At 71.5% G+C, this 24,677-nt stretch carries 23 protein-coding genes; 9 read left to right on the top strand and 14 right to left on the bottom strand.

Going from position 1 to position 24,677, the window contains the following annotated elements:
- Positions 1-17 precede the first annotated feature (17 nt).
- The gene (locus ACY34K_RS27950) at positions 18-1,757 is read left to right on the top strand and encodes an LCP family protein (protein WP_462751942.1); all 1,740 of its coding nucleotides are present in this window, start codon (positions 18-20) and stop codon (positions 1,755-1,757) included.
- A gap of 70 nt (positions 1,758-1,827) precedes the next feature.
- Here ACY34K_RS27950 and ACY34K_RS27945 read toward each other — a convergent pair whose 3' ends face one another.
- A complete protein-coding gene (locus tag ACY34K_RS27945) occupies positions 1,828-2,844 on the bottom strand; it encodes a glycosyltransferase family 2 protein (protein WP_462751940.1) in 1,017 nt (338 codons plus the stop codon).
- A gap of 124 nt (positions 2,845-2,968) precedes the next feature.
- On the opposite strand from ACY34K_RS27945, the gene ACY34K_RS27940 reads away from it, so the two are divergent.
- The gene (locus ACY34K_RS27940) at positions 2,969-4,519 is read left to right on the top strand and encodes an LCP family protein (RefSeq protein ID WP_462751939.1); all 1,551 of its coding nucleotides are present in this window, start codon (positions 2,969-2,971) and stop codon (positions 4,517-4,519) included.
- 46 nt (positions 4,520-4,565) lie between these two features.
- On the opposite strand, the gene ACY34K_RS27935 is transcribed toward ACY34K_RS27940, so the two are convergent.
- Positions 4,566-5,114, bottom strand: coding sequence for an acyl-CoA thioesterase (locus ACY34K_RS27935; RefSeq protein WP_462751938.1), 549 nt, complete (start codon positions 5,112-5,114; stop codon positions 4,566-4,568).
- 119 nt (positions 5,115-5,233) lie between these two features.
- On the opposite strand from ACY34K_RS27935, the gene ACY34K_RS27930 reads away from it, so the two are divergent.
- Together ACY34K_RS27930 and ACY34K_RS27925 are read left to right on the top strand one after the other, a co-directional pair.
- Positions 5,234-6,499, top strand: coding sequence for an LCP family protein (locus ACY34K_RS27930; RefSeq protein ID WP_462751937.1), 1,266 nt, complete (start codon positions 5,234-5,236; stop codon positions 6,497-6,499).
- On the top strand, positions 6,496-6,705 hold the full coding sequence (locus tag ACY34K_RS27925) for a DUF1737 domain-containing protein (RefSeq protein WP_462751936.1): 210 nt from the start codon (positions 6,496-6,498) through the stop codon (positions 6,703-6,705). Before ACY34K_RS27930 ends, ACY34K_RS27925 begins: the two co-directional genes overlap by 4 nt.
- Before the next feature lie 58 nt (positions 6,706-6,763).
- On the opposite strand, the gene ACY34K_RS27920 is transcribed toward ACY34K_RS27925, so the two are convergent.
- Both ACY34K_RS27920 and ACY34K_RS27915 read right to left on the bottom strand, forming a co-directional pair.
- Positions 6,764-6,988, bottom strand: coding sequence for a DUF397 domain-containing protein (locus tag ACY34K_RS27920; protein WP_462751935.1), 225 nt, complete (start codon positions 6,986-6,988; stop codon positions 6,764-6,766).
- The gene (locus ACY34K_RS27915; RefSeq protein ID WP_462751933.1) at positions 6,985-7,830 is read right to left on the bottom strand and encodes a helix-turn-helix domain-containing protein; all 846 of its coding nucleotides are present in this window, start codon (positions 7,828-7,830) and stop codon (positions 6,985-6,987) included. The genes ACY34K_RS27920 and ACY34K_RS27915 overlap by 4 nt, the downstream gene beginning before the upstream one ends.
- A gap of 141 nt (positions 7,831-7,971) precedes the next feature.
- On the opposite strand from ACY34K_RS27915, the gene ACY34K_RS27910 reads away from it, so the two are divergent.
- Together ACY34K_RS27910 and ACY34K_RS27905 are read left to right on the top strand one after the other, a co-directional pair.
- Positions 7,972-8,412, top strand: a complete 441-nt coding sequence (locus ACY34K_RS27910; RefSeq protein WP_462751932.1) for an ATP-binding protein — start codon at positions 7,972-7,974, stop codon at positions 8,410-8,412.
- Positions 8,413-8,489: 77 nt separating this feature from the next.
- Complete coding sequence (locus tag ACY34K_RS27905) at positions 8,490-8,798, top strand: hypothetical protein (RefSeq protein ID WP_462751930.1); 309 nt, start codon at positions 8,490-8,492, stop codon at positions 8,796-8,798.
- A 281-nt stretch (positions 8,799-9,079) separates the two neighbouring features.
- On the opposite strand, the gene ACY34K_RS27900 is transcribed toward ACY34K_RS27905, so the two are convergent.
- Positions 9,080-10,237 (bottom strand): acyl-CoA dehydrogenase, encoded by a 1,158-nt coding sequence (locus ACY34K_RS27900; protein WP_462751928.1) that lies wholly within the window; start codon positions 10,235-10,237, stop codon positions 9,080-9,082.
- 168 nt (positions 10,238-10,405) lie between these two features.
- Here ACY34K_RS27900 and ACY34K_RS27895 point away from each other — a divergent pair, with 168 nt between their 5' ends.
- Positions 10,406-11,749 carry a UDP-glucose dehydrogenase family protein gene (locus tag ACY34K_RS27895; RefSeq protein WP_462751926.1) on the top strand — a complete coding sequence of 448 codons (1,344 nt, stop codon included), beginning with the start codon at positions 10,406-10,408 and terminating at the stop codon, positions 11,747-11,749.
- Between the two features lie 209 nt (positions 11,750-11,958).
- Here ACY34K_RS27895 and ACY34K_RS27890 read toward each other — a convergent pair whose 3' ends face one another.
- From ACY34K_RS27890 to ACY34K_RS27875, 4 genes are all read right to left on the bottom strand, one after another.
- Complete coding sequence (locus tag ACY34K_RS27890) at positions 11,959-13,035, bottom strand: dipeptidase (protein WP_462751924.1); 1,077 nt, start codon at positions 13,033-13,035, stop codon at positions 11,959-11,961.
- A gap of 134 nt (positions 13,036-13,169) precedes the next feature.
- The gene (locus tag ACY34K_RS27885) at positions 13,170-14,360 is read right to left on the bottom strand and encodes a dipeptidase (protein ID WP_462751922.1); all 1,191 of its coding nucleotides are present in this window, start codon (positions 14,358-14,360) and stop codon (positions 13,170-13,172) included.
- Complete coding sequence (purE, locus tag ACY34K_RS27880) at positions 14,357-14,854, bottom strand: 5-(carboxyamino)imidazole ribonucleotide mutase (protein ID WP_462751990.1); 498 nt, start codon at positions 14,852-14,854, stop codon at positions 14,357-14,359. The genes ACY34K_RS27885 and purE overlap by 4 nt, the downstream gene beginning before the upstream one ends.
- A 19-nt stretch (positions 14,855-14,873) precedes the next feature.
- Positions 14,874-15,992 carry a 5-(carboxyamino)imidazole ribonucleotide synthase gene (locus ACY34K_RS27875; RefSeq protein ID WP_462751988.1) on the bottom strand — a complete coding sequence of 373 codons (1,119 nt, stop codon included), beginning with the start codon at positions 15,990-15,992 and terminating at the stop codon, positions 14,874-14,876.
- Positions 15,993-16,269: 277 nt separating this feature from the next.
- On the opposite strand from ACY34K_RS27875, the gene ACY34K_RS27870 reads away from it, so the two are divergent.
- Positions 16,270-16,767 carry a GtrA family protein gene (locus ACY34K_RS27870; protein ID WP_462751920.1) on the top strand — a complete coding sequence of 166 codons (498 nt, stop codon included), beginning with the start codon at positions 16,270-16,272 and terminating at the stop codon, positions 16,765-16,767.
- A 104-nt stretch (positions 16,768-16,871) separates the two neighbouring features.
- Here the strand turns inward: ACY34K_RS27870 and ACY34K_RS27865 are convergent, their stop codons facing one another.
- Both ACY34K_RS27865 and ACY34K_RS27860 read right to left on the bottom strand, forming a co-directional pair.
- Positions 16,872-18,146, bottom strand: a complete 1,275-nt coding sequence (locus ACY34K_RS27865) for an ATP-binding protein (protein ID WP_462751918.1) — start codon at positions 18,144-18,146, stop codon at positions 16,872-16,874.
- Between the two features lie 30 nt (positions 18,147-18,176).
- Positions 18,177-18,854 carry a response regulator transcription factor gene (locus tag ACY34K_RS27860; RefSeq protein WP_462751916.1) on the bottom strand — a complete coding sequence of 226 codons (678 nt, stop codon included), beginning with the start codon at positions 18,852-18,854 and terminating at the stop codon, positions 18,177-18,179.
- Between the two features lie 477 nt (positions 18,855-19,331).
- Between ACY34K_RS27860 and ACY34K_RS27855 the strand changes: the two genes are divergently transcribed.
- On the top strand, positions 19,332-20,852 hold the full coding sequence (locus tag ACY34K_RS27855; RefSeq protein ID WP_462751914.1) for a peptide MFS transporter: 1,521 nt from the start codon (positions 19,332-19,334) through the stop codon (positions 20,850-20,852).
- A 68-nt stretch (positions 20,853-20,920) separates the two neighbouring features.
- Here ACY34K_RS27855 and ACY34K_RS27850 read toward each other — a convergent pair whose 3' ends face one another.
- The 3 genes from ACY34K_RS27850 to ACY34K_RS27840 form a co-directional block, all read right to left on the bottom strand.
- The gene (locus ACY34K_RS27850) at positions 20,921-22,333 is read right to left on the bottom strand and encodes a hypothetical protein (protein ID WP_462751986.1); all 1,413 of its coding nucleotides are present in this window, start codon (positions 22,331-22,333) and stop codon (positions 20,921-20,923) included.
- A gap of 14 nt (positions 22,334-22,347) precedes the next feature.
- On the bottom strand, positions 22,348-23,355 hold the full coding sequence (locus ACY34K_RS27845) for a hypothetical protein (protein ID WP_462751985.1): 1,008 nt from the start codon (positions 23,353-23,355) through the stop codon (positions 22,348-22,350).
- Between the two features lie 74 nt (positions 23,356-23,429).
- Positions 23,430-24,677 carry a COG1470 family protein gene (locus tag ACY34K_RS27840; protein ID WP_462751912.1) on the bottom strand — a complete coding sequence of 416 codons (1,248 nt, stop codon included), beginning with the start codon at positions 24,675-24,677 and terminating at the stop codon, positions 23,430-23,432.

Here is a 24,677-nt window from a genome sequence, read left to right as displayed (position 1 = left end):
GACAGGGGGAACCAGGGGTGGGACAGAGCAGCGTGCGTGGGGAGGGGACTCGGGAGCGGGTTCCGCATGCCCGTGAAGCGGGCTGGGACGAGAATCTCCCGGGTGGCGGCACGGGCGCGGCCACGGTGGAACGGCCTGGATCCGGTACTGGATCCGGGTCGGAGTCCGACTCCGACTCCGGCGCGGGTGGTGGTGGTCACCGCCGCGGCGGTGCACGCCGCCGATCCAGAGGCGGACAGCCGGGCAAAGGTGGTAAATCCGGTAAACGGAAGGTATTGCGCTGGGTCGCTTCGGTTCTGTCGCTGCTGATACTCGGCACGGCCGGCGCCGGATACCTCTACTACCAGCACCTGAACAACAACATCCGCAAGGGCGAGCGCAGCGCCAGCGACACCGGGGCGGAGAAGACCGCGCCCAACGCCGCGGGCCAGACGCCGCTGAACGTCCTCCTGATCGGCTCCGACAGCCGTGCCTCCGAGGCCAACCAGGACCTCGGCGGTGCCCGGGACAAGAAGGACGCCCCGCCGCTCGCCGATGTGCAGATGCTGCTGCACGTCTCGGCCGACCGCAAGAACGCCTCGGTCGTCTCGATCCCCCGTGACACCCGGGTCGACATCCCGGCGTGCGTGGATCCGAAAACGAAGAAGACGTACGCCCGGACCAACACGCTCATCAACGAGACGCTGGGCCGCGGCGGCCCCGGCTGCACCCTGGCCACCTGGGAGAACCTCACCGGCGTCTACATCGACCACTGGCTGATGGTCGACTTCGCGGGTGTGGTGGCGATGTCCGACGCGATCGGTGGCGCCGAGGTCTGTGTGAAGCATCCGGTGTGGGACCGGCCGACGGCGGCGGTCAAGGGTGGCTCGGGCCTGAAGCTGGCCAAGGCCGGCAAGCAGACCATCTCGGGCGAGACGGCGCTGCAGTGGCTGCGCACCCGGCACGCCTTCGAGAGTGACTTCGGCCGCGCCAAGGCCCAGCACATGTACATGAACTCGGTGATCCGCAATCTGAAGCAGCAGAACGCGTTCACCGACACCGGGAAGGTGATGGACCTCGCCGAGACCGCGACCAAGTCGCTGGAGGTCTCGGAGGAGATCGGCACGGTCAAGAAGCTCTTCGACCTGGGCATGGCGCTCAAGGACGTACCGCTGGACCGGATCACGATGCTCACGATGCCGCGCATCCCGGACTTCGAGGACGCCAACCACGTCCTGCCGGCGCCGGGCAAGGCCGACGAGCTGTGGAGCATGCTGCGCGACGACGTGCCGGTCGACGGCAAGGGCCCGACGTCGAAGCCGAAGGAGAAGCCCAAGCCGAAGGACGCGGCGGCGGCGCCGGCCGAGACCGCCGTGAGGGTCCAGAACGGCACGTACACCCCGGAGCTGGGTTCGGCGAAGGGACGTGCCACGGAGATCGCCGGGGTGCTGGGCGCCAAGGGGTACACGAAGGCCGTGGCGGATGCGAAGACCAATCCGCAGGCGAAGACCGTCGTGTACTTCCCGAGCGCGGGGCTGGAGGGTGACGCGCAGGCCGTCGCCAAGGCCCTCGGGATTCCGGCCGGTTCGGTCAAGAAGTCGACGGCCGTCTCGGGCGTCACCGTCGTGGCGGGCGCCGACTGGCGGACCGGGGACACCTACCCGAAGAGCGCCGTGACCCCGCCGAAGGTGAACAAGGAGGAGACCGAGGCGGTGAGTGCGGACGAGGAGGACTGCATGGACGTCTACGGGCCGTACCGCTGGTCCGGCAAGGAGTAGTTCCGCCGCTCACGTCCAAGGGGCCCGGCCGCTGTGCGAGCGGCCGGGCCCCTTCGGCTTGTGGCGGAGCTCAGGCGGTCGGCGCCGTGACCGCCGGGCGGCGGCTCGCGATGACCTTCTTCGCCAGCGAGCGCGGGCTCGTCAGGAAGCCGTACCCCCACGACATGTGCATCGTCGCCAGCGCCACGGGGATCTGGAGGCGCGCCTTGAGCGACAGGCCCTTGCCCGCCGGGACCGAACCGGCGGTGATCGCGGCCAGGTAGCCGGCCGGGATCACATAGCCGACCGGGGAGACGGCGGCACCCACCACGATGCCCGCGGCGATGGCGCAGACGGCCGTCGGCGGCGCGAGGTAGCGCAGGTTGATGGAGCCCTGGTGGTAGCGGGCGACGACATGGCGCCACCGGCCGTAGTCCTTGTACTGCTTCGCCAGCGCGCGCACGCTCGGCCGGGGCCGGTACTGGACCCGCAGTTCGGGCGAGAACCAGATCAGACCACCGGCCTCGCGGATGCGGAAGTTCAGCTCCCAGTCCTGGGCGCGGATGAACTCCTCGTTGTACCCGCCCTGTCGCTCCAGTGCCTCACGGCGGAAGACGCCGAGGTACACGGTCTCCGCCGGGCCGGCTTCACCGCCCGTGTGGAACGCGGCGTTGCCGACGCCGATCTTCGAGGTCATCGCGGCGGCGACCGCGTCCTCCCAGGCGTTCTCACCCTCGGCGTGCATGATGCCGCCGACGTTCTGCGCGCCGGTCTCCTCCAGGAGGCGGACGGCTGTCGCGATGTAGTTCGGCGAGAGCATCCCGTGCCCGTCGACCCGCACCACGATCGGGTGACGGGACGCCTTGATCGCGGCGTTCAGCGCCGCGGGTGTGCGGCCCGTGGGGTTCGGCACGGTGTGGACCCGGGGGTCCTCGCGCACCAGCTCGGCGGCGATCTCGTCGGTGCGGTCCGTGGACGGGCCGAGCGCGATCACCACCTCCATCTCGCCGTCGTACTCCTGCTCCAGGATGTGACGGACCGAGTTGCGCAGGTGCCGCTCCTCGTTGAGGACCGGCATGATCACGGAGACGGGGGGCGTGGCGTTCATCGTGGCCACGTTACCGCGAATGGGGGACACGGGTGCGCGCCGCCCGGGGCGCCGGGCTCGGCCGCTGATCGTATGGGCCTACTGTGCTCATGATTCCCTCTTTCGCCCGCGGAGGTGTCCTTTCGTGCCCACGCCGCCCCGCCGCCCCGTCCGACCCCGGCCGCCCGCCCACGGGCAGCCGAGACGGGCGCCGGAGCGGGCCGCGCGGCAGGAGTGGCCGGAGCGACCACAGGGGCAGCGGCCACCGGTGCCGCGACCGCAGCGGCCGCGGCAGGGGGGAGGGCGGCGGGAGCGGCCGAGGTGGGGCACGCGCGTGGCGACGGCGCTCTCGGTGCTGGTACTGGGGGCCGGCGGGATCGGACACGCGGTCGTGACGAGTCTCGACACGGGCATCGGCCGGGTCGACCCGTTCCGGGACATGAAGAACCGCCCGGAGGGCGGCCACGGCACGAACATCCTGGTCGTGGGCACGGACGGCCGGGACAAGATCACGCCGGCCGAGAAGGTGAAGTACCGGCTGGGCGGTGCCCCGTGCCGCTGCACCGACACGATCATGCTGGTGCACGTCTCCGCCGACCGCAGCCGGGCGAGCATGGTGTCACTGCCCCGGGATTCGTACGCCGAGATCCCCGAGCACACCGACGCCACCACCGGCAGGCGCCACGCCAAGCATCCCGTGAAGCTGAACGCGGCGTACGCCGAGGGCGGGCCCGGCCTGACGGTGCGGACCGTGGAGCACATGACCGGGGTGAAGGTCGATCACTATCTGGAGGTCGACTTCACCAGCTTCATGCGGACCGTCGACGCCGTCGGCGGCGTGCGGATCTGCACCACGAAGCCGATGAAGGACCCTTACACCGGGCTGCACCTGTCGGCCGGCACCCACTTCATGGACGGCGGCCAGGCTCTGCGGTACGTGCGCTCCCGCCACATCGACGGGGCGTCCGACCTGGGCCGGATGCAGCGCCAGCAGCGTTTCGTGGCGGCGCTCATCGACCGGGCGACCGAGCAGCGCACGCTGCTGAACCCGGCGACGTTCCAGAGGGTCAGCGCCTCGGTGCTGAGTTCCGTCCGGGCGGACGCGGGGTTCGGGGCGGAGGAGATTCTCGCCCTGGCGAAGGCGATGCGGGGCTTCTCGGCGGCGTCGTCGGAGTTCACCTCCGTACCGATCAAGAACCCGTCCTTCCCCGTGAAGGGCATCGGCTCGACGGTGAAGTGGGACTCGGTGAAGGCGAAGAAGCTGTTCCAGGCGCTGCGGGACGACAAGCCGCTGACGGGTCAGCTGCCCCAGAGCGTCTCCCGCACGAAGCGGGTGCCCGTCTCGCCGCAGCAGATCCGGGTGCAGGTCTACAACGGCACGCGGGTGCGCGGTCTGGGCGCCCGGGTGGACGCGGCCCTGCGGGCGACCGGTTTCAACACGACGAGGACCCCGGTCAACTGGGACCGGCGGGACGTCGCCCGGACGATCGTCTGGTTCGACCCGCGCTGGGACCGCTCGGCGACGTCGCTGGCCACGGCGCTGCCGGGGTCCGAGCTGCGGACGGTGACGGGGCAGGGCGCGACCCTGAAGGTGACGGCCGGTACGGATTACACCGGGGTGGTGCCGGTGCGTGCCGCGAATGCCTTCCAGGGCGAATTCGGCACGCTCACCGGCGACCAGGTGGTGTGTCCTTGAACACGCGTGAGCCCGGCCACGCGGGCCGGGCTCGCCGTCGGGTCCGTCAGTCGTCGATCCCCTCGGCCGCGCGCTTGTCGCGCAGTTCCTTGATCGCACGGCGGCGGGCCAGCCGGTGCGTGCGCCGGATCTGCGCCTCCTGGTAGCGGCGCTTGTCCCGCTCGGTCTCCGGTATCACCGGCGGCACCTGCCGGGGCTTGCCGTCCGCGTCGACGGCGGCGAACACGAGGTAGGCGGAGCCGACCTGGGTGGGCGGCGTCGACTCGTTCCAGCGCTCGGCGAGCACCCGGACCCCGACCTCCATGGAGGACCGTCCGGTCCAGTTGACCTGCGCCTTCACATGGACCAGGTCACCGACCCTGACGGGCTCCAGGAAGACCATCTCGTCCATGGAGGCGGTGACGGCGGGCCCGCCGGAGTGACGGCCCGCGACGGCTCCGGCCGCGTCGTCCACCAACTTCATGATCACGCCGCCGTGCACCGTACCGAGGAGGTTGGTGTCGTTGCCGGTCATGATGTGGCTGAGGGTCGTACGGGACGCCGCTGTCGGCTTTCCCTCCAGCGTGCTGCCCTCGGGGCGGGCCTGATCTGTCATGCCCTCCACCCTATGCCCGAGTCCGTCACGGCCCGCATTGCATCAGGTTGGCTACAGGCCCGCCCCGAAATCCCACCCGCCCTGTAAGGCGACCGGGGGTGGCCTGCACACTGGTCCGCATGAATGACTGGCCTGAAGGATGGTCCGACGACCGGAACGCGCGTCACGGCCGCGGCAGCCGTGACGCCCAGCCCGACGGTGCGCGGGTGATGCGCCATGTGCAGCGTCCCGCCGCGCCGCAGCGCCCGCCGGTCCCCCAGCAGCAGTCTCAGGGGTACGAGGACTACGGCCAGGCACCCGGCTACGACAGCGGCTACAACACGGGTCAGGTCTACGGCGGTGGCGGCGGCGGCCGTGGGGGCGGCCTCCCCGGTGACGGATACGCCGCTCCCGGCGCGCGGCCGGCGCCCGACTGGCGCCGTCGGATAAAGATCGGTTCGATCGTCGTCCTGGTGGCCGTTCTCGGCACCACCATCGGCACCTACTTCTGGGCCGACGGCAAGATGCGCCGCGAGGTGGACCTCTCCAAGGTCATCGACCGGCCGCAGGAGGGCGACTGCACGACGTATCTGATCGTCGGCTCCGACAGCCGTGAGGGCATGACGGCCGAGGAGAAGAAGAAGCTGCACACCGGCTCCGCCGAGGGCAAGCGCACCGACTCGATGATGATCCTCGCGGCGTGCTCCAGCGGGAACACGATGATCTCGCTGCCGCGCGACTCGGACGTGGAGATCCCCAAGTTCGTGGGCTCGGAGTCCGGCAAGACGTTCCCGGCGCAGGGCCGCCGGGTGAAGCTGAACGCGGCGTACGCGGAGGACGGCCCCGAGCTACTGGTCCGCACCGTCGAGCACAACACCGGGCTGCGCATCGACCACTACGCGGAGATCGGCTTCGCCGGGTTCGCGAACATCGTGGACGCGCTCGGCGGTGTCGAGATGAACATCGAGAAGGGCTTCAAGGACAAGAAGTCCGGCGCCGACTTCCAGGCCGGCAAGCAGACCCTCGACGGCGAGCAGGCCCTGGCCTTCGTCCGGACGCGGTACGCGTTCGCCGAGTCGGACCTGGCCCGGACCAAGAACCAGCAGAAGTTCCTGTCCGCGCTGGCGAGCCAGGCGGCGACGCCGGGCACGATCCTGAACCCCTTCAAGCTCTACCCGACGATGGGCGCGGGCCTGGACACGCTGATCGTGGACGAGGACATGTCGCTGTTCGACCTGGGCGAGATGTTCTTCGCGATGAAGGGCATCAGCGGCGGCGACGGCACCTCGATGAACATTCCGATCAACGGCAGCCGCGGCGGCAACCTGGTCTGGGACAAGGCGAAGGTGCAGCAGCTGGTGAAGCAGATCCAGAACGACGAGAAGGTCACGGTCACCGAGAAGTGAGCGCCGAACGGACACCGCACCCGTCCGGCCCCCCGGACGGGCTCCCCGCCTACCGGGTCCTGACCGGCCCGGACGACGCGTCGTTCTGCCACCGCGTGAGCGAGGCTCTGGCGCTGGGCTACCGGCTGCACGAGGGCCCGGCGGTGACGTTCGACGGCGAGCGCGTCATCGTGGCCCAAGCGGTGCTCTGGCCGACGGAGCCGTAACCGAAAAGGGGCCCGCACCGCCCGACGGTGGTGCGGGCCCCTTTTCGTCACGCGGTGATCAGGAGCGGCCTATGGACGCGCACGTGGACGCGTACGTCACGAAGTCGGCCCACGCGGCGGGCGTGAACCCGAGCTGCGGACCCGGCACCTTCTTGGAGTCGCGGACGTGGACGAGGTCGGTCGCGGTCGCGACCTCGACGCAGTCCGGGCCGTCGGCCCCGCTGTAGCTGCTCTTGACCCAGGTCAGCCCGGAGGGAGCTCCGGCCGAGGGATTGGCACTCATGTCTCTCCCAGCAGTTTCTCGATGAAGGCGCGCGACAGTCGAGGCGTGAGCGCCTGAGCCCTGATCAACCCGTACCGCATTTCAAGGATTTGGACCTCCTTGGGGTCGCTGATCAGGCGGCTGGTGAGCTGAACTTCGTTATAGCCCACAGCTGTACCGTCGCTCAGCTTGAGCACCCTGTGCGATCCGTCGAGGCCCGCGTGCTCTTCAGTCTCGGTCGGCATGACCTGGATCTCGACGTGCCGCAACGCGCTGATTTCCAGCAGATGTTCGAGTTGGCGGCGCAGCACCATTCTGCCCCCGGTGGGCCGCCTCAGTGTCGCCTCTTCCTGGACGAACGTCAGGAGCGGTGCCGGCTGCCGGCCGAAGATCGACTGCCGGGCCATTCGCGCGGCCACGAAACGCTCCACCTGATCCTCGGAAAAGGCGGGCCGCCGCCCCCCGTACAGCACGCGCGCGTACTCCTCGGTCTGGAGCAGACCGTGCACCACGCCGTTGGCGTACGCACCCAGCTCGACCGCATCCGCCTCCAGCTTCGCCAGGTCCCGGACCTTCTTCGGGTACCTGGCCTCCGCCACGTCCTGCTTCATCGCCGCGAGCTTGCCGCCCGCGCCCAGGGCCTCGTCCGCCTTGTCCAGGAACTCGGGCTTCGGGATGCGCTTGCCTGTCTCGACCTTGTAGACCTGGTTCTCGCCGTACCCGATGGCCGCGCCCAGCTCCGCCGCGCGCATCCCGGCGGCCTCGCGCCAGAGCCGGACCTGCCGGCCGACGGCGGCGATCACCGCTCCCGAGTCGTCCTCCAGGTCCACGTCCCGGTCCGGCTCGTCGGAACCCTCCGTCATGTGCCACGCCTCCGCCCTTGATCGTGATGTGCACGCTCGGCGCCGTACCCGATGGACAAGGCCACGTCCGACCTGGACAGTCACTGTCCGTACACGCGCCGCTCTGTTCAGCGTAAGCAGCGCCCGGCCACGCTGAGTCACGTGAATCCGGAAATCACCCGAACCGAAACCTCCACTCCTGCCCGGGAGTTCAGCCTGCTGCTCTCCCCCACGCGACAAGGGGTACGGCTGGCCCGCGCACTCACCACGGCCCATCTGGCCTCCTGGGGCCTCCCCTTCGAGCGGGCCGCGCAGGTCGTCGCCGAACTGGCCGCCAATGCCGGTGTGCACGGCCGCGTGCGAGGCAGGAACTTCCGACTGGATCTCGCCGTCGAGGACGGAGGCAGGCGCCTGCGGATCGAGGTGACCGACACGCGCGGCGACTGCCTGCCGCCCGGCCCCGGGGATCTCACCGCCCCTGCCGCCGATTCGGAATCCGGGCGCGGTCTGCTGGTCGTCGAAGCGCTGGCGGACCGCTGGGGTGTCACCCCGGGACCGGTGCCCCGTAAGACGGTGTGGGCCGAGATCGACCTCGTACCGTGACCGGTCGGACCGGGTCGCGGACACCCGCGACCCGGTTGACCGCGATGCGATGCCCCACGGAAGGGATCGTGCACGACATGAGGGCGCCTGTCGGCCCGCATGAGGTGACGACTGCGCAGGTCAGCCGCCGTCTGGAGCGCGTCATACCGGTCGAACTGGTGGCCCACACAGGGACTCCGGACGTGGAGGACGAGCCCGAAGGAATCATGCGCCACCCCGACGTCATGGTGATCGCAGAGGCAGACATGGACGTACCGGGTTCCTTCGATCCGCGTTCGCTCATCGCCGCCGTCGAAGTCGTGTCCCGCTCCAACCCTGCCGATGGTGACGTCCTCGCCGTACACGAGTGGACCATTCCGACCACCGACCTGCCGCTGTACACGTAGCAACGGAACGGGCGCCCACCGCCCGGATCGTGCCGCAGAGCGTGCGATGCCGCAGAACGCTCCGTTGAGGGACGCGTTCCTCACCCGGCACGGCATGGGGCAGCCGGAACGGCAGCGCTTCGCGCTGTCGGTCGACGGCCAGGGGCAGCGCGTCTGGCTGGACGACCGGCCCATCGGGGGACGACGCCCGGGACGGACCCGTGATGACAGACACGAGTGGTCCGGAAGACGATCTCCGCTTCCGGACCACTCGAAAGGGTCGCCGAACCGCGAAAGCGCCGCTACGGCAGGTTGCGCGCCATGACGATGCGCTGGACCTGGTTCGTGCCCTCGTAGATCTGGGTGATCTTGGCGTCGCGCATCATGCGCTCGACCGGGTAGTCACGGGTGTAGCCGTAGCCGCCGAGGAGCTGGACGGCGTCCGTGGTGACCTCCATGGCGATGTCGGAGGCGAAGCACTTCGCCGCGGCGCCCAGGTAGGTGAGGTCGGCGTCGCCGCGCTCCGAGGCGGCGGCGGCCTGGTAGGTGAGCGCGCGGGCGGCGGAGATCTTCATCGCCATGTCGGCGAGCATGAACTGGATGCCCTGGAAGTCGGCGATCGGCTTGCCGAACTGCTTGCGCTCCTTGACGTACCCCTTGGCGTAGTCCAGGGCGCCCTGGGCGATGCCGAGCGCCTGGGCCGCGATGGTGATGCGGGTGTGGTCCAGGGTCTTCATGGCGGTCGCGAAGCCCGTGCCCTCCTCGCCGATCATGCGGTCGGCGGGGATGCGGACGTTGTCGAGGTAGACCTCGCGGGTCGGGGAGCCCTTGATGCCGAGCTTCTTCTCCGGGGCGCCGAAGGAGACGCCCTCGTCGCCCTTCTCGACCACGAAGGCCGAGATGCCCCGGGAGCGCTTCTCCGGGTCGGTGACGGCCATGACCGTGTAGTACTCGGAGACGCCGGCGTTGGTGATCCAGCGCTTCACGCCGTTGAGGACGTAGTGGTCGCCGTCACGGACGGCCTTGGTCTTCATGCCCGCGGCGTCGGAGCCGGCGTCCGGCTCGGAGAGGCAGTAGGAGAACATGCCGTCGCCCTTGGCGAGCGGGCCCAGGTACTTCTTCTTCAGCTCCTCGGAGCCGGAGAGGATGACCGGCAGCGAGCCCAGCTTGTTCACGGCCGGGATCAGGGAGGACGACGCGCAGACGCGGGCCACCTCCTCGATGACGATCACGGTGGCGAGCGCGTCGGCGCCGGCGCCGCCGTAGTTCTCGGGGACGTGCACGGCGTGCAGGTCGGAGGCGACCAGGGCGTCCAGCGCCTCCTGCGGGAAGCGGGCCTCCTCGTCCACCGCGGCGGCGAACGGAAGGATCTTGGCCTCGGCGAGCGAGCGGACGGTGTCCCGGAGCATGTCGTGCTCTTCGGACGGGCGGTACAGATCGAAGTCAGGCGTTCCCGCCACTATCTCTCACTCCCCTGAGCTGCTGCTAACTACCGTTAAGTAACCCAAATTTTAGTGGGCGGGGCGGTGCCAGGCATACGTGAGCTTGCTGACAGCGAACAAGGTGCCCGCGCGGTGGCCCGACTATGCTCGTCGGGCACTCCCACCCATACGTCAATGGAGCACCGCATGGCCCTCAAGATCACCGTGATCGGCACCGGATATCTCGGCGCCACCCATGCGGCGGCCATGGCGGAGCTGGGCTTCGAGGTCCTCGGCCTCGATGTCGTGCCGGAGAAGATCGAGATGCTGTCCGCGGGCCGCGTCCCGATGTACGAGCCGGGCCTGGAGGAGCTGCTGCTGCGGCACGTCGCGGGGATCGAGGGCTCCACCGGGCGGCTGCGCTTCACCACCTCGTGGGAGGAGGTCGCCGACTTCGGTGACGTCCACTTCGTCTGTGTGAACACTCCGCAGAAGCACGGCGAGTACGCCTGTGACATGAGTTACGTGGACGCCGCCTTCGGCTCGCTGGCCCCGCACCTGAAGCGGCCCACCCTGGTCGTCGGCAAGTCCACCGTCCCGGTCGGCAGCGCGGAGCGGCTCGCCCGGCTCCTCGCCGACCGGGCGCCGGTCGGCGCCGACGCGGAGCTCGCCTGGAACCCTGAGTTCCTGCGCGAGGGCTTCGCCGTCCAGGACACGCTGCACCCCGACCGGGTCGTCGTCGGCGTGGAGAGCGCGGCGGCGGAGAAGCTGCTGCGCGAGGTGTACGCCACACCGGTGGAGGAGGGCTCGCCGTTCGTCGTGACGGACTTCCCGACCGCGGAGCTGGTGAAGACGTCCGCCAACTCGTTCCTGGCCACCAAGATCTCGTTCATCAACGCGATGGCGGAGGTCTGCGAGGCCGCGGGGGGCGACGTGGTCAGGCTCGCCGAGGCCATCGGTTACGACGACCGGATCGGGAACAAGTTCCTGCGGGCCGGCATCGGCTTCGGCGGTGGCTGCCTGCCCAAGGACATCCGGGCCTTCATGGCGCGCGCCGGCGAGCTGGGCGCCGACCAGGCGCTGACGTTCCTGCGCGAGATCGACTCCATCAACATGCGGCGGCGCGGCCAGATGGTCGGCATGACGCGTGAGGCCCTCGGGGACGGGACGTTCCTCGGCAAGCGGGTCGCGGTGCTCGGCGCGGCGTTCAAGCCGGACTCGGACGACGTGCGGGACTCCCCCGCGCTGAACGTCGCCGGCCAGATCCACCTCCAGGGCGGCCAGGTCACGGTCTACGACCCCAAGGGCATGGACAACGCCCGCCGCCTCTTCCCCACGCTCGCCTACGCGGACAGCGCGCTGGAGGCCGTGCGCGGCGCCGACGTGGTGCTGCACCTGACGGAGTGGCGCGAGTTCCGCGAGCTGGACCCGCATGCGCTGGGCGAGGCCGTGGCGTCCCGCGTCATCCTGGACGGCCGCAACGCGCTGGACCCCGCCGCCTGGCGGGCGGCCGGCTGGACGTACCGCGCGATGGGGCGCCCCCGCGCCTGACGGAGCGGCTCGCCTTCCGGCGGGTCGCCGGGCTGCGCCCGCCGGAGACGCGGTCGGCGACCTGGACGCCGCGCAGGCCCGAGTGCTGGAGCCGGCCGCCCGCCCGCTGGACGCCGACGACAGCGGTGGAGGCGGGCTTCCGGGTGTACGCCGTCCGGCGGGGCATCCGTTCCGTCTGTGCCGGGAGTGGCCGCCGGGTGTTCCCCTGGTCAGCGTGCGACGTATTCCGCCTCGCGTACGACGCGTGCCGCGTTGCCCCAGGTCAGGGCGGCGATATCGGTCTCGGGCCAGTCACGGTGCAGCAGTTCGGCGATCAGGTTCGGATAGCACGAAGCGTCCTCCAGACCGACCGTGTGCGGGGCGTGCGTCGCGGTGCCGTACGAACCCGAGACGCCCACACACTCCGCTCCGGCGATCGCGCGGACGTGCTCCACGTGGTCGGCGACGTGCCGCAGGGTGGCCGGGCCGGTGCGGGCGACCTGGTCGGGCGCGAAGCTGACCATGCAGACGCCTTCGTTGGCGTGCAGGAGTCGGAGTACGTCGTCGGGGACGTTGGCCGGGTGCGGGGTGAGGGCCTGCGCGGCCGACCGGGAGAGGATCACCGGGGCCTTGCTGATCTCCAGGACCCTGCGCATGGTGTCGGCGGAGGCCCCGGAGAGGTCGACGAGCATGCCCAGGCGGTTCATCTCCCGGACGACCTCCTCCCCGAAGGGGGTGAGTCCCGAGGGGCCGGCCGTCCAGCCGGCGCCGGCCACGCCGACGCTGCGCACGCCGAGCGCGTGGTAGGCGCGCAGGGTGCCGAGCGAGTCGCCGAGGGCGGTGCCCGAGACGGGGCCGAGGAGGGACGCGATCCGGCCGCAGTCGCGGGCCGCGGTCATCTCGGCGGCGCTCAGCGCGAGGCGCAGCGCCTCCGGGCAGGCCGCGATCAGGGTCCGTACCGCGTCGATCCGGTCCAGCGTGCCGGCGATGAGGCGGTCGGGGGTGGCCGCCGCGTGCTCCGGCGCCAGGTGCAGGGACCAGAACTGGGCGCCGACGCCGCCCGCCCGGATGCGGGGTATGTCGGTGTCGAGGCCGCTGGCCCCGTGCTCCAGGTCGTGCCAGTGCGTCCGGTCGAGTTCCTGGGCGAGGGTGTTGTGGCCGTCGACCACGAGCTGGGCGGCGAGAAGTACGCGGGCCCGCTCGATGTCGGTCTCGGAGGCGGCGGGTGCCTCGGCGGTGCTCGGCGGATCGTCGAGCTCACCGACGGCGGAGGGGGTGGCGTACGGGTGATCCTGCAGGTCTGCCATGGGGTGAGCTCCACTCGGGACGGCGGCTGTGAGCCGGCACGCCCACGGTCGCACGCACCGCCGGTCACCTCACGGTGACGTACTGCGTTCGGGTGACCGGGGGAGCATGCGCCCCGGTCACCGCTGCCCCGGGCCTAGCCGTCCAGCGCGGCGAGCGTCGCGATCGACGGGGCGCGGGAGGAGAGACCCCTCGCCACCGACTCGGCGTCGCGCAGCACCCGGACCGCGTTGGACCAGGTGAGCTTCGCGATGTCGGGGTGCGACCACTTGCGCGCGAGCAGTTCCGCGATCAGGTTCGGGTAGCCCGACACGTCGTCCAGCCCCGAGGGGGTGAAGGCCGTGCCGTCGAAGTCGCCGCCGATGCCGATGTGGTCCATGCCCGCGACGTCGCGCATGTGGTCGAGGTGGTCGGCGACCGTGGCCGCGGTCGCGATCGGTCGCGGGTTCCCGGCCTCGAACTCCGCGTGGACGCGCATCGCCGCCGGCGTGGTGTCGAGGTGGTGCAGGCCGTGCGCCCGCATGTTCTCGTCGGCCCGCCGGGTCCAGTCCACCGCCGCGGGGAGGATGAACTTCGGGACGAAGGTGGCCATGGCCACCCCGCCGTTCGCGGGGAGGCGTTCCAGCACGTCGTCGGGGATGTTGCGCGGGTGGTCGCAGACCGCGCGCGCCGAGGAGTGCGAGAAGACCACCGGCGCATCGGAGGTGTCCAGCGCGTCCCGCATGGTGGTCGCCGCCACGTGCGAGAGGTCCACCAGCATGCCGAGGCGGTTCATCTCCCGGACGACCTCGTGGCCGAACGGCGACAGGCCGCCGACGCCCGGCTCGTCGGTCGCCGAGTCCGCCCACGCGATGTTGTCGTTGTGCGTGAGGGTCATGTACCGCACGCCCAGCGCGTAGAGGGCGCGCAGGGTGGCGAGGCTGTTGTTGATGGAGTGGCCGCCCTCGGCGCCCTTGAGGGAGGCGATACGGCCCTCGGACCGTGCCCTCTCCACGTCGTCCGCGGTCAGCGCGGGCGCCAGGTCCGCGGGGTAACGGGCGAGCAGCCGGTCGACGCAGTCGATCTGCTCCAGGGTGGCGCTGACCGCGTCGTCACCGGCCATGTCGCTGCGGACGTACACCGACCAGAACTGGGCGCCGACGCCGCCCGCCCTGAGCCGGGGGATGTCGGTGTGCAGCGTTCCGGTCCGGTCCACCGCGATGTCGAGGCGGTCCAGGTCGTAGCCCGCCTTCTCGCGCAGTCCCCACGGCAGGTCGTTGTGGCCGTCCACCACGGGGAAGGAGGCCAGCAGTTCGCGGGCCTCCTCGCCGTAACCGGCCGCCGTCACTTGGCGAAACCGAACGCCGCCGAGCCCTCGACCTTGGCGCGCAGCCGCTTGCCCTTCTCCGTGGCCTGGTCGTTCAGCTCCTGCTGGAACTCCTGCATGCGCGCGAGCAGGTCGGCGTCGAAGGAGGCCAGGATGCGCGCGGCCAGCAGGCCGGCGTTGCGCGCGCCGCCGACGGAGACCGTGGCGACGGGGACGCCCGCCGGCATCTGGACGATCGACAGCAGCGAGTCCATGCCGTCGAGGTACTTCAGCGGGACGGGAACGCCGATGACCGGCAGCGGCGTCACGGACGCCAGCATGCCCGGGAGGTGGGCCGCGCCGCCGGCGCCGGCGATGATCGCCTTCAGACCGCGGTCGGCGGCCTGCTCGCCGTAGGCGACCATCTCGCGCGGCATGCGGTGGGCGGAGACGACATCGACCTCGTACGGGATCTCGAACTCGTCGAGGGCCTGGGCCGCGGCCTCCATGACGGGCCAGTCGGAGTCCGAGCCCATGACGATGCCCACGAGTGGATTACTCAACGATCGTTCCTCGCAGATAGCCGGCGGCGTGGCGCGCGCGCTCCAGCGCGTCGTCCAGGTCGTCGCCGTAGGTGTTGACGTGCCCGACCTTGCGGCCCGGCTTCACGTCCTTGCCGTACATATGGATCTTCAGCTGCGGGTCGCGGGCCATGCAATGGAGATACGCCGCGTACATGTCGGGATAGTCGCCGCCCAGGACGTTGCACATGACCGTCCACGTGGCGCGCGGGCGGGGGTCGCCGAGCGGCAGGTCGAGCACGGCGCGGACGTGGTTGGCGAACTGCGAGGTGATCGCACCGTCCTGGGTCCAGTGGCCCGAGTTGTGGGGGCGCATGGCGAGCTCGTTGACGAGGATGCGGCCGTCGGTTGTCTGGAAGAGTTCCACGGCGAGGTGGCCGACGACGCCGAGCGCCTGGGCGATCCGCAGCGCCAGCTCCTGGGCCTGGCCCGCCAGCTCGTCCGGCAGGTCGGGCGCCGGGGCGATCACGGTGTCGCAGACGCCGTCGACCTGCCGCGACTCCACGACCGGGTAGGCCACGGCCTGGCCGTGCGGCGAGCGGACGATGTTCGCCGCGAGCTCGCGCACGAAGTCGACCTTCTCCTCGGCGAGGACCGGGACGCCCGCCAGGAACGGGTCGCGGGCCTCGTCCTCGGAGCGCACGAACCACACGCCCTTGCCGTCGTACCCGCCGCGCACGGTCTTGAGGATGATCGGGAAGCCGCCGACCTCGGCGGCGAAGGCCGCCGCGTCGGCGGGGTCCGCGACGATGCGGTGGCGCGGGGACGGAGCGCCGATCTCGTCGAGCTTCGCCCGCATCACGCCCTTGTCCTGGGCGTGGACCAAAGCGTCGGGCCCCGGGCGGACGGGGATGCCGTCAGCCTCCAGGGCCCTCAGGTGCTCGGTCGGGACGTGCTCGTGATCGAAAGTGATCACGTCGCAGCCACGCGCGAAGTCACGCAGCGTGTCCAGGTCGCGGTAGTCGCCGATGACGACATCGCTCACCACCTGGGCCGCGGAATCCTGAGGTGTGTCACTGAGGAGCTTGAACTTGATGCCGAGGGGGATGCCCGCCTCGTGGGTCATACGGGCGAGCTGACCGCCACCGACCATGCCGACTACCGGGAACGTCACCCTCCAAGAGTATCCGGCGCCCGCGGAGACCCGTCACGGTGCTGCTTACACCACTCCTCTCGTGCCCGCGCGCCACGCACGGGTGGTGGTTAGCATGGCTGGGTTGACCGTATCGACCGGACGGGGCTGAAAGATCACCATGAGTGAACGAGGCGCACCAGGCCCCGCGCGGTCGAGCAGGCCGGATCAGGGCGCTGGGCGAGGTGCGGCGCCGGGGCCCGCGGCCCCCGCGGGGCCGGCCGGACAGGGCCTACGGGTGCGGCTGGACCAGCTCGTCCGGGAGGTCGCCAAGTTCGGCGTCGTCGGCGGCCTCGGACTGCTGGTCAACATGGCGGTCTTCAACCTCGTGCGCCACACCACGGAGATCCCCGTGGTCCGGGCCAGCCTGCTGGCCACCGTGGTGGCGATCGCTTTCAACTACGTCGGCTTCCGCTACTTCACCTACCGGGACCGCGACAAGAGCGGCCGGACCAGGGAGCTGTCGCTCTTCCTGCTGTTCAGCCTGGCCGGGCTGGTGATCGAGAACGGTGTGCTGTACGCCGCGACGTACGGCTTCGACTGGGACTCCCCGCTGCAGAGCAACTTCTTCAAGTTCTTCGGCATCGGGGTGGCGACCCTGTTCCGCTTCTGGTCGTACCGCACCTGGGTCTTCCGGGCGCTGCCGCTCCGCGAGACCGTACCGGCGGCGGAGTCGTTCCTGGAGCAGCGCCGGCACGAGTCGACGACCGCGTCGGCCGGCCAGGGCGCCCGCTAGGGGTTGTCGACAACAGCGTCGTCCGCCCGGAGGGCGGGGCCACGGGCGTCTGGTGCGTGCGTGCCGGACGCCCGCGGCCGGACGGGACCTCCGAAACACGCCCCCTAGCGGACCGTGGGCGGCTCGTCGTCCTTGTCCCTGCGGCTCCCGGCCTCCCGGCTGAGGAACAGCGCGAAGACCGGCGGCTGCGGCTGGAGCAGCTCCAGCCGTCCGCCGTCCGCCTCGGCCAGGTCCCGGGCCACGGCCAGTCCGATGCCGGTGGAGTTGCGGCCGCTGATGGTGCGCTCGAAGATCCGGGCGCCCAGGTCCGCGGGGACGCCGGGGCCCTCGTCCGTGACCTCCACGACGGCCTGGTTGCCGGTGACCCGGGTGCGCAGGGCGACCGTGCCGCCGCCGTGCATCAGTGAGTTCTCGATCAGCGCCGCCAGTACCTGGGCGACCGCCCCCGGGGTGCCCACCGCCCGCATGCCGACCTTCCCGGAGCGCACGACGGCCCGGCCGGCGCTGCGGTAGGCGGGCCGCCACTCCTCGATCTGCTGCTTGACGACCTCGTCGAGGTCGAAGGCGATGGCGGAGCCGGTGCGGGGGTCGCGCGAGTTGGTCAGCAGCCGCTGGACGACGTCGGTGAGCCGCTCGACCTGGGTGAGCGCGATCGTCGCCTCCTCCTTGACGGTCGCCAGGTCGTCGGTGGCGGAGATCTCCTCCAGCCGCATGGACAGCGCGGTCAGTGGTGTACGGAGCTGGTGGGACGCGTCGGCGGCGAGGCGCCGCTCGGCGGTGAGCATGCGGGCGATCCGCTCCGCCGAGGCGTCCAGGACGTCGGCGACCCGGTCCAGCTCGGGCACGGCGTACCGCTTGTGCCGCGGCCTCGGGTCGCCGGAGCCGAGGCGTTCGGCGGTCTCGGCGAGGTCCGTGAGCGGCGAGGCGAGCCGGTTGGCCTGGCGGACGGCGAGGAGGACGGCCGCCACCACCGCGAGCAGCGCCACGGCGCCGATGATCAGCAGGGTGCGGCCGACCTCGGCGGTGACGGCGGAGCGCGGCTCCTCCACGGTCACGGTCTCACCGCGCTCGCCGTCGGCGGTGCCGCGGATGACGCTGCCCTGCGGACGTTCGCCCACCTCGATGGGGGGCCGGCCGGGAATCCGGATCACCGCGTACCGCTTGGCGCCGCTCTGCTCGGCGAGGATGTCCGGGTTGACCGGTTCCCCGCCGACGAGCCGGCTGTCGACGATGCTCGCCAGGCGCACCGCCTCGGTGTCCACGCTCTCCTGTGCGGTGCTGCTGATGGTGCGCGTCTCGACGATGACGAGGGAGACCCCGAAGACCGCGATGACGACGAGCACCACGGCGAGCGTGGAGTTGATCAGTCGGCGGCGCACGGTGCCCTCCGGGCGGGTGACACGGCTCCGTCAGCTCTTCTCGAAGCGGAAGCCCACACCGCGGACGGTGGCGATGTAGCGCGGGTTCGCCGCGTCGTCACCGAGCTTCTTGCGGAGCCACGAGATGTGCATGTCGAGCGTCTTGGTCGAGGACCACCACGTGGTGTCCCAGACCTCGCGCATCAGCTGGTCGCGGGTGACGACCCGGCCGGCGTCCCGGACGAGGACCCGCAGCAGGTCGAATTCCTTGGCGGTGAGCTGGAGCTCCTCCTCGCCCATCCAGGCACGGTGCGACTCGACGTCGATGCGCACGCCGTGGGTGGCGGGCTGCGGGGCGGGCTCGGCGGCGCCACGCCGCAGCAGCGCCCGGACGCGGGCGAGCAGCTCGGCGAGGCGGAACGGCTTGGTGACGTAGTCGTCGGCACCCGCGTCGAGCCCGACAACGGTGTCGACCTCGTCGGCACGGGCCGTCAGGACCAGGATCGGCACCGTGTGCCCCTCGGCGCGCAGCCGCCGGGCCACTTCGAGGCCGTCCATCCCGGGCAGCCCGAGGTCGAGCACGACCAGGTCCACCGCGCCCTGCAGTCCGGTGTCGAGCGCGGCGGGTCCGTCCTCCCGCACCTCGACCTCGTACCCCTCCCGCCGCAGGGCGCGGGCCAGCGGTTCCGAGATGGATGCGTCGTCCTCGGCGAGCAGTACACGGGTCATGGGGTGATGGTAGTCCGCGGGGGCAGCGGCTCGTCGTGCGATCGACCGATGATCGTCAAAGCCTGCGCGTATGGGATGACATCCTGGGTAACACCTTCGAAAGTGGGCCACCGGTTCCTGCAAAACCTGTGATCCATATCTCAAGTCCTTCCATATGCGACCCTGGCGTGTCGTATGGTGGCAAGACGCCTGATGTACTACGCGGGACCCTTTGGTTGCTTCAAGCACCGAGGGTCCCTTTTCTGCGCGAGGCCGGCCCGCCGGCCCCGCGTCAGCGAATGACCGTGGGTCGGCCCCCGTGGCGCGATGTCGCGCTCCGGGGTGTCTCGGTGCGCACTGCCCTCTCGTCTCCGTCACCCCGGAGCGAACCCCCTCGGGCGTGGGTGGGGGGCGGAACTCGTGCCGGTGCCGGCCACCCCCCACCGGGCGCGTGACGGCTCACGAAGCAGAGCGCGTCCCGACACAACAAGGATCGACATGGCTTCCAGCCTGACGAACGCCTCGGCGAGCCCGGCTCACGAGAAGACGTTCCTCGGCCACCCGATCGGCCTGGCCACGCTGTTCATGACCGAGATGTGGGAGCGTTTCTCCTACTACGGCATGCGTGCGCTCCTCGTCCTGTACCTGGTCTCCGGCGGTACGGACGCCGCGATCGGAAGCCAGGGCGGCGGCCTCGCCTTCAAGGCCACCACGGCGACGGCGATCTACTCCGTGTACGTGGCCATGGTCTATCTGATGGCCATGCCGGGCGGCTGGTTCGGCGACCGCGTCTGGGGCGCCCGCAAGACCGTCGCCATCGCCGGTGCCGTGATCATGGCAGGCCATGTGTCGCTGGCGCTGCCGGGCCAGATCGCGTTCTTCACCGGCCTGCTGCTGGTCGCCGTCGGCTCCGGTCTGCTCAAGGCCAACATCTCCACGATGGTCGGCCACCTCTACCAGGGTGCGGACGACTCCCGCCGGGACAGCGGCTTCACGGTCTTCTACATCGGCATCAACCTGGGCGCCCTCCTCGCGCCGGTCGGCATCGGCATGGTCGGCGAGCTCGTCAACTGGCACCTCGGCTTCCTGCTCGCCGCGGTCGGCATGGGTCTCGGACTGCTGGTGTTCCTGCTGGCCGGCCGCACGCTGAACCCGCGGAGCAGCGTCGTCCCGAACCCGCTCACGGCCACCGAGCGCAACAAGGTCCTCACCAAGGTCGTCATCGGCCTCCTCGTCACCGCCGTCTTCTACGGCGCCGTGGTCGCGATGGACATGTTCACCATCAAGTGGGCGCTGTACCCGATCACGATCGCCGGCCTGGTCATCCCCGTCGCCGTCCTCGCGCGGATCAAGCGGGACAAGGACCTGTCGTCCGAAGAGCAGACCAAGATGAGCGCCTACATCTGGTTCTTCGTGGCCGCCGCCGTGTTCTGGATGATCTACGACCAGGGCGGTTCGACCCTGTCGCTCTTCGGCGACAAGAACTCCGAGCGCAGCCTGTTCGGCTGGGAGATGCCGAACGTCCTGTTCCAGTCGCTGAACCCGTTCTTCGTGGTGCTCCTGGCCCCCGTGTTCGCCTGGATGTGGATGGCCCTGGCCCGTCGGAACCGCGAGCCCAGCACCATCGTGAAGTTCTCGATCGGCCTGGTCATCGTCGGCGCCTCGTTCTTCGTGTTCTGCGTGCCGCTGAGCCAGACCGCGGGGACCGACACCAAGGTCACCATGGGGTGGCTGGTGCTCATCTTCCTGATGCACACCGTCGCCGAGCTGTGCCTGTCGCCGGTCGGTCTGTCGGTCACCACCAAGATGGCCCCGCAGAAGTACGCCTCCCAGATGATGGGCGTCTGGTTCCTGGCCGTCACCGCCGGTGACTGCGTCACCGGTCTGCTCGGCCTGGCCGAGGTGAAGCTGGACGGCGTCGGCGTGGTCGCCTTCGAGGCGGTCGCCGCCGTGATCGCCGGTGTCGCGATCTACGCGTACCGCAAGAAGGTCAACGCGCTGATGGGCACCGTGCGCTGACAGCCGTCCGCCCCGCGCGTACCCCCGGAGGGCCGCCGCACCGTCTCCGGTGCGGCGGCCCTCCGCCGTCACCGGAGCCGGTGCCAGGGCGTGAACGTGAAGACCGCGCCGCCCAGCAGGATCACCGTGCCGGCGACCAGGGCGAGGGCCCGCAGGGCACCGCTGTCCTCGGCGCCCGTGTCGGCGAGGCCTCCCCCGGCCCCGCCGGAGGACGTGCCGCCCGCCCCGCCGCTCGCCCCGCCGCTGTCGCCGGAGGACGTACCGCCGGCGGCGCCGCCCGGCTGCGCGGAGGTGTCGAGCTCCAGGGAGACCGCCACGCCGGCGGGCGGCGTGCAGGTCGTCGTCGTGCCGAGCGCCTTGACCGTGAGGACGCCCGGGCTGAGCGTCGTCTTCCCGGTGGCACCCGGCTTGTAGGTGCCGGTGAGATCAGGGATCGCGATCGGCGCCCCCGACTTGATGGGCTCCTTGTTCAGGGGGCCCTCGACGTGTACGAAGCCCTTGTCCGCGCCGCCGAGCCCGACCTCCATGGACGGCTTCACGGAGTCCTTGGGGATGTCGGCCGGGCTGTTCATGACGGACGTGGAGAACTTCACGGTGAGGTCGTAGCCGCCGCCGGTCTTCCTGGCGTTGATCCGTACCGGTGAGGTGGCCTCCTTGTCGCCGATGGGCGTCTTGCAGGAGTAGTGGACGCTGACCTCTTTGCCCTCGAAGTCGGTCTGCCCGCCTCCGCCACCGGTCGTACCGCCGGATGTCGTACCACCGGAGGTCGTGGTGCCGCCGGACGAGGTGCCGGAGGTCGTGGTGCCGCCGGAGGACGTGCCGCCCGAGGTGGTGGTGCCCCCGCTGCCGCCGCCCGTGGTGGTCGTGCCGCCCGACGTCGTGGTGCCGCCGGAGGACGTGCCGCCGGACGTCGTGGTGCCGCCGGAGGCCGTCGTGCCGCCCGAGGTGCCGCCGTCCGCCGTCACCTTGATCGTCGCGCCGGGCCGGACCGTCTCCTTGGGCGCGCACTTCGTGTCCGTGGAGATCGGCTTCGAGACGTTGATCGCGTACGCACCGGGGGTGAGGGTGATCTCCCCGGCCGCCGTCAGCTTCAGTCTGCCCTTCATGTCGGGCAGCACCATCGGGCTGTTCTTGGGGATCGGCGGATTCTGCCGGGGACCCTCCATCGCGAGATCGGCGGTCTGCGCACCCGCCACCCTGATCGTGCCGGTCGGCTTGACGGTGTCCTTGTCCAGGTCGAGGACGTCGGGGTTCTTCGACGCGGCCTCGACCGTCTTCCACACCACCTCGATCTCGTCACCGACCTTCGCCTCCGCCGGGGCGGTGATCCGCACCTTGGTGGTGCCCTGCACCGGCGGCAGACCGGAGATGGGCGGCGGGATGCACTCCGTCCTGTACGACACCTCGGCGGCCTGTGCGGGTCCCGCGCCCAGCAGGATCCCCGCGCCGCCGAGCATCAGCGCGACACCGGCCGCGCTCATCCTCCGTTGCGTGCTCACGAATGTCCCTTCGTCGTCGGTCGGTTCTCTGACGGTGCGGAGTCCGGGGTGAACCACGGCAGCGCCGTGGGGGTGGCGGCCGGTCCGGGGACGGCGGCGGGCGCGGCCCCGGCCGCGGGCTCGGCGCCCGCCGCGGGCGCGGCACGGTGGCGCCCCGGCCGGACGCGGTCGACGACCGCCATGCCGATCCGGAACACCGCGGCCGGCACGACCACGGCCAGCAGCACCCAGAAGAGGGTCACGCCCCAGGGCCGCCCGACGCCCCACGGCTGCTCGGCCAGGACCTTCCCGCCGTATCTGACGGAGACCTGGTAGTCGCCGTGGGCTCCGGCCGCGAGCTGGACGGGGAGTTCCACCTGCGCCTTGCCGCCCGGTGCGACGGTGCCGCGCCACTGCCGCTCCTCCCACTGCGGCGCGTAGACGCCGTGAGCGGTGCCCACGTGGAAGACCGGGTCCTTCACCGGGGCGGTGCCGAGATTGCCGACGGTGAGGACGAGCCGGCGCTCGGGCGGGGCGCCGAACCAGACGAGGAGGCCGCTCGACCCGTCGAGCCGGAGGGCGGCGAGGACGGCGAGCCGGCCGTCGCCGGTGCGCTCCGGCAGCGGTGCCACCGGGTGGCCGGCCACCGTGAACGGGGCGTCGGCGGTGGCCTGTTCACCGGTCACGGTCGCCACGTGCACCACGCAGGGACAGGGGGTGGGCGGCTCGGCGACCGGGACCCGCTTGCTGAAGGCGCCCCGGGCGTCCGTGGTGACGGCACGGCCCTCGGAGTTGGCGCAGGAGTTCGTGCCGCCGATGACGCCCGTGGCGGGTGTGGACCGCCCGCAGATGAGCAGCATCAGCAGGGCGCCGGGCCGCCAGCCGGTACCGCTGACGGTGATGTCCCCGCCCTTTCCCGCCTGTTGCCGCGACAGCGCGACGGTGGGCTTCTTCTCCGCCGCGGCGGCGCCGGTGCCGGCCGGCGGTGGCAGTGCGGGAAGGAGCGCCAGTACACAGGCCGTCAGCGCGGCCGCCCACGCCGGGAGGCCGAAGCCGCGTCCGCGCTCCCGCCCGTGCCGCCCGCGTCCGCCCGTGCCGCTCACTCGACCACTCCCGTCGCCCGGCGTCGCTGTGCGGGCCCTACCGACCCGCTCCCACCCGTCTCGGCCCCCGGCCCCTGCCGCCCCGCGCTGCCCCGGTCCGCCTCGGGCACAGGCCCGCGCCGCCCGGACCCGCTCCCGCCTGCCGCAGGCCCCTGAGTGCCCCGCCCCGGCCCGCTCCCCCCTGCCGCAGGTGCCGGCCCGCGTCGCCCCGGCCCGCCCCTCTCCGCCTCAAGTCCCCGCGTCCGCCGCTCCGGCCCGGCCTTGCCGGCGACAGGTGGCAGCCCGCCCCCACCGGCCCCCAACCGCGTCCCCGGCAGCTCCGTTCCGTGTTCCGGTCGGCGTCCCTGTGCGGGGGCGGCCGTCGGCGACGCGGGCGCGTTCGTGCCGCCGGAGGGCAGGTTCGTCGACGCGGCGGTCGTGGCGGTCGCGCACCGGCCCCGGCGACGCAGACGCCACCACGCCACCGCCCCGGTCGCCGCGAGCAGCGCCGCCCCGGCGGTGGTCAGCTCCCGCGGCCCGGGGACGACGGCCGCGGTCGTGCCGGCCCCCGCCTGCGCGGCGCCGTCGGCCGTGACGATCAGCCGGACAGTGACCCGGTCCAGGGCGGGCCGGTCGCGGCCGGGCCACGGTTCGGTGAGCTCCAGCCGCTGCCCGGGCCACAGTTGCTGCGGCAGCACCCGAGGGGCACGGTGCAGGACCTTGCCGAAAAGCCCGTTCGCGCGTACCGCGAGCCGTGGCCGCAACACGGTGTTGCCACGGTTGACCAGCGTGTAGTGGACGGCCTCCGCGGCGACGTGGACGTCCTCGACGGTGAGGGCGCCGAGCCGGGGGCCGCCGACGCGCAGCCGGAGGGGCACGGCGACTTCCCGCCCGGCGGCGCTCACCCGGAGGGCGCCGGGCCGGTCACCGGGCGGCGCGTCCGGCGGCACGGTCACCGAGAACGGCACGTCGGCGCGGGTGCGGGGCGGGACGGTGACGCGGTCCGACGCGAACGCGATCCAGGGCCCGTCGGCTCGCAGCCGGAGGGTGAGCGGGCGGGCGCCGGGATTGGTCAGCGACACGCGGTCCTCCAGGACCGTGCCGGGCGGCCCTTCCAGGTAGAGCCGCGGTCTGCCGCCGCCGGCCGCGGGCTCCGCCGTCCACTCCGCGCCGGTGCCGGGACCGCCTGCGGGGACGACGGCAGCGGCGGGCGCCGTGAGGGCGCAGAGCAGGACCGTGAGGGCGGCCACGGCGCGGTCACGCAC

It is taken from the genome of Streptomyces sp. STAM6, assembly GCF_054963715.1.
Note: the sequence above shows the minus strand (reverse complement) of the source record. Positions and strands in the feature narration are given on the sequence as shown.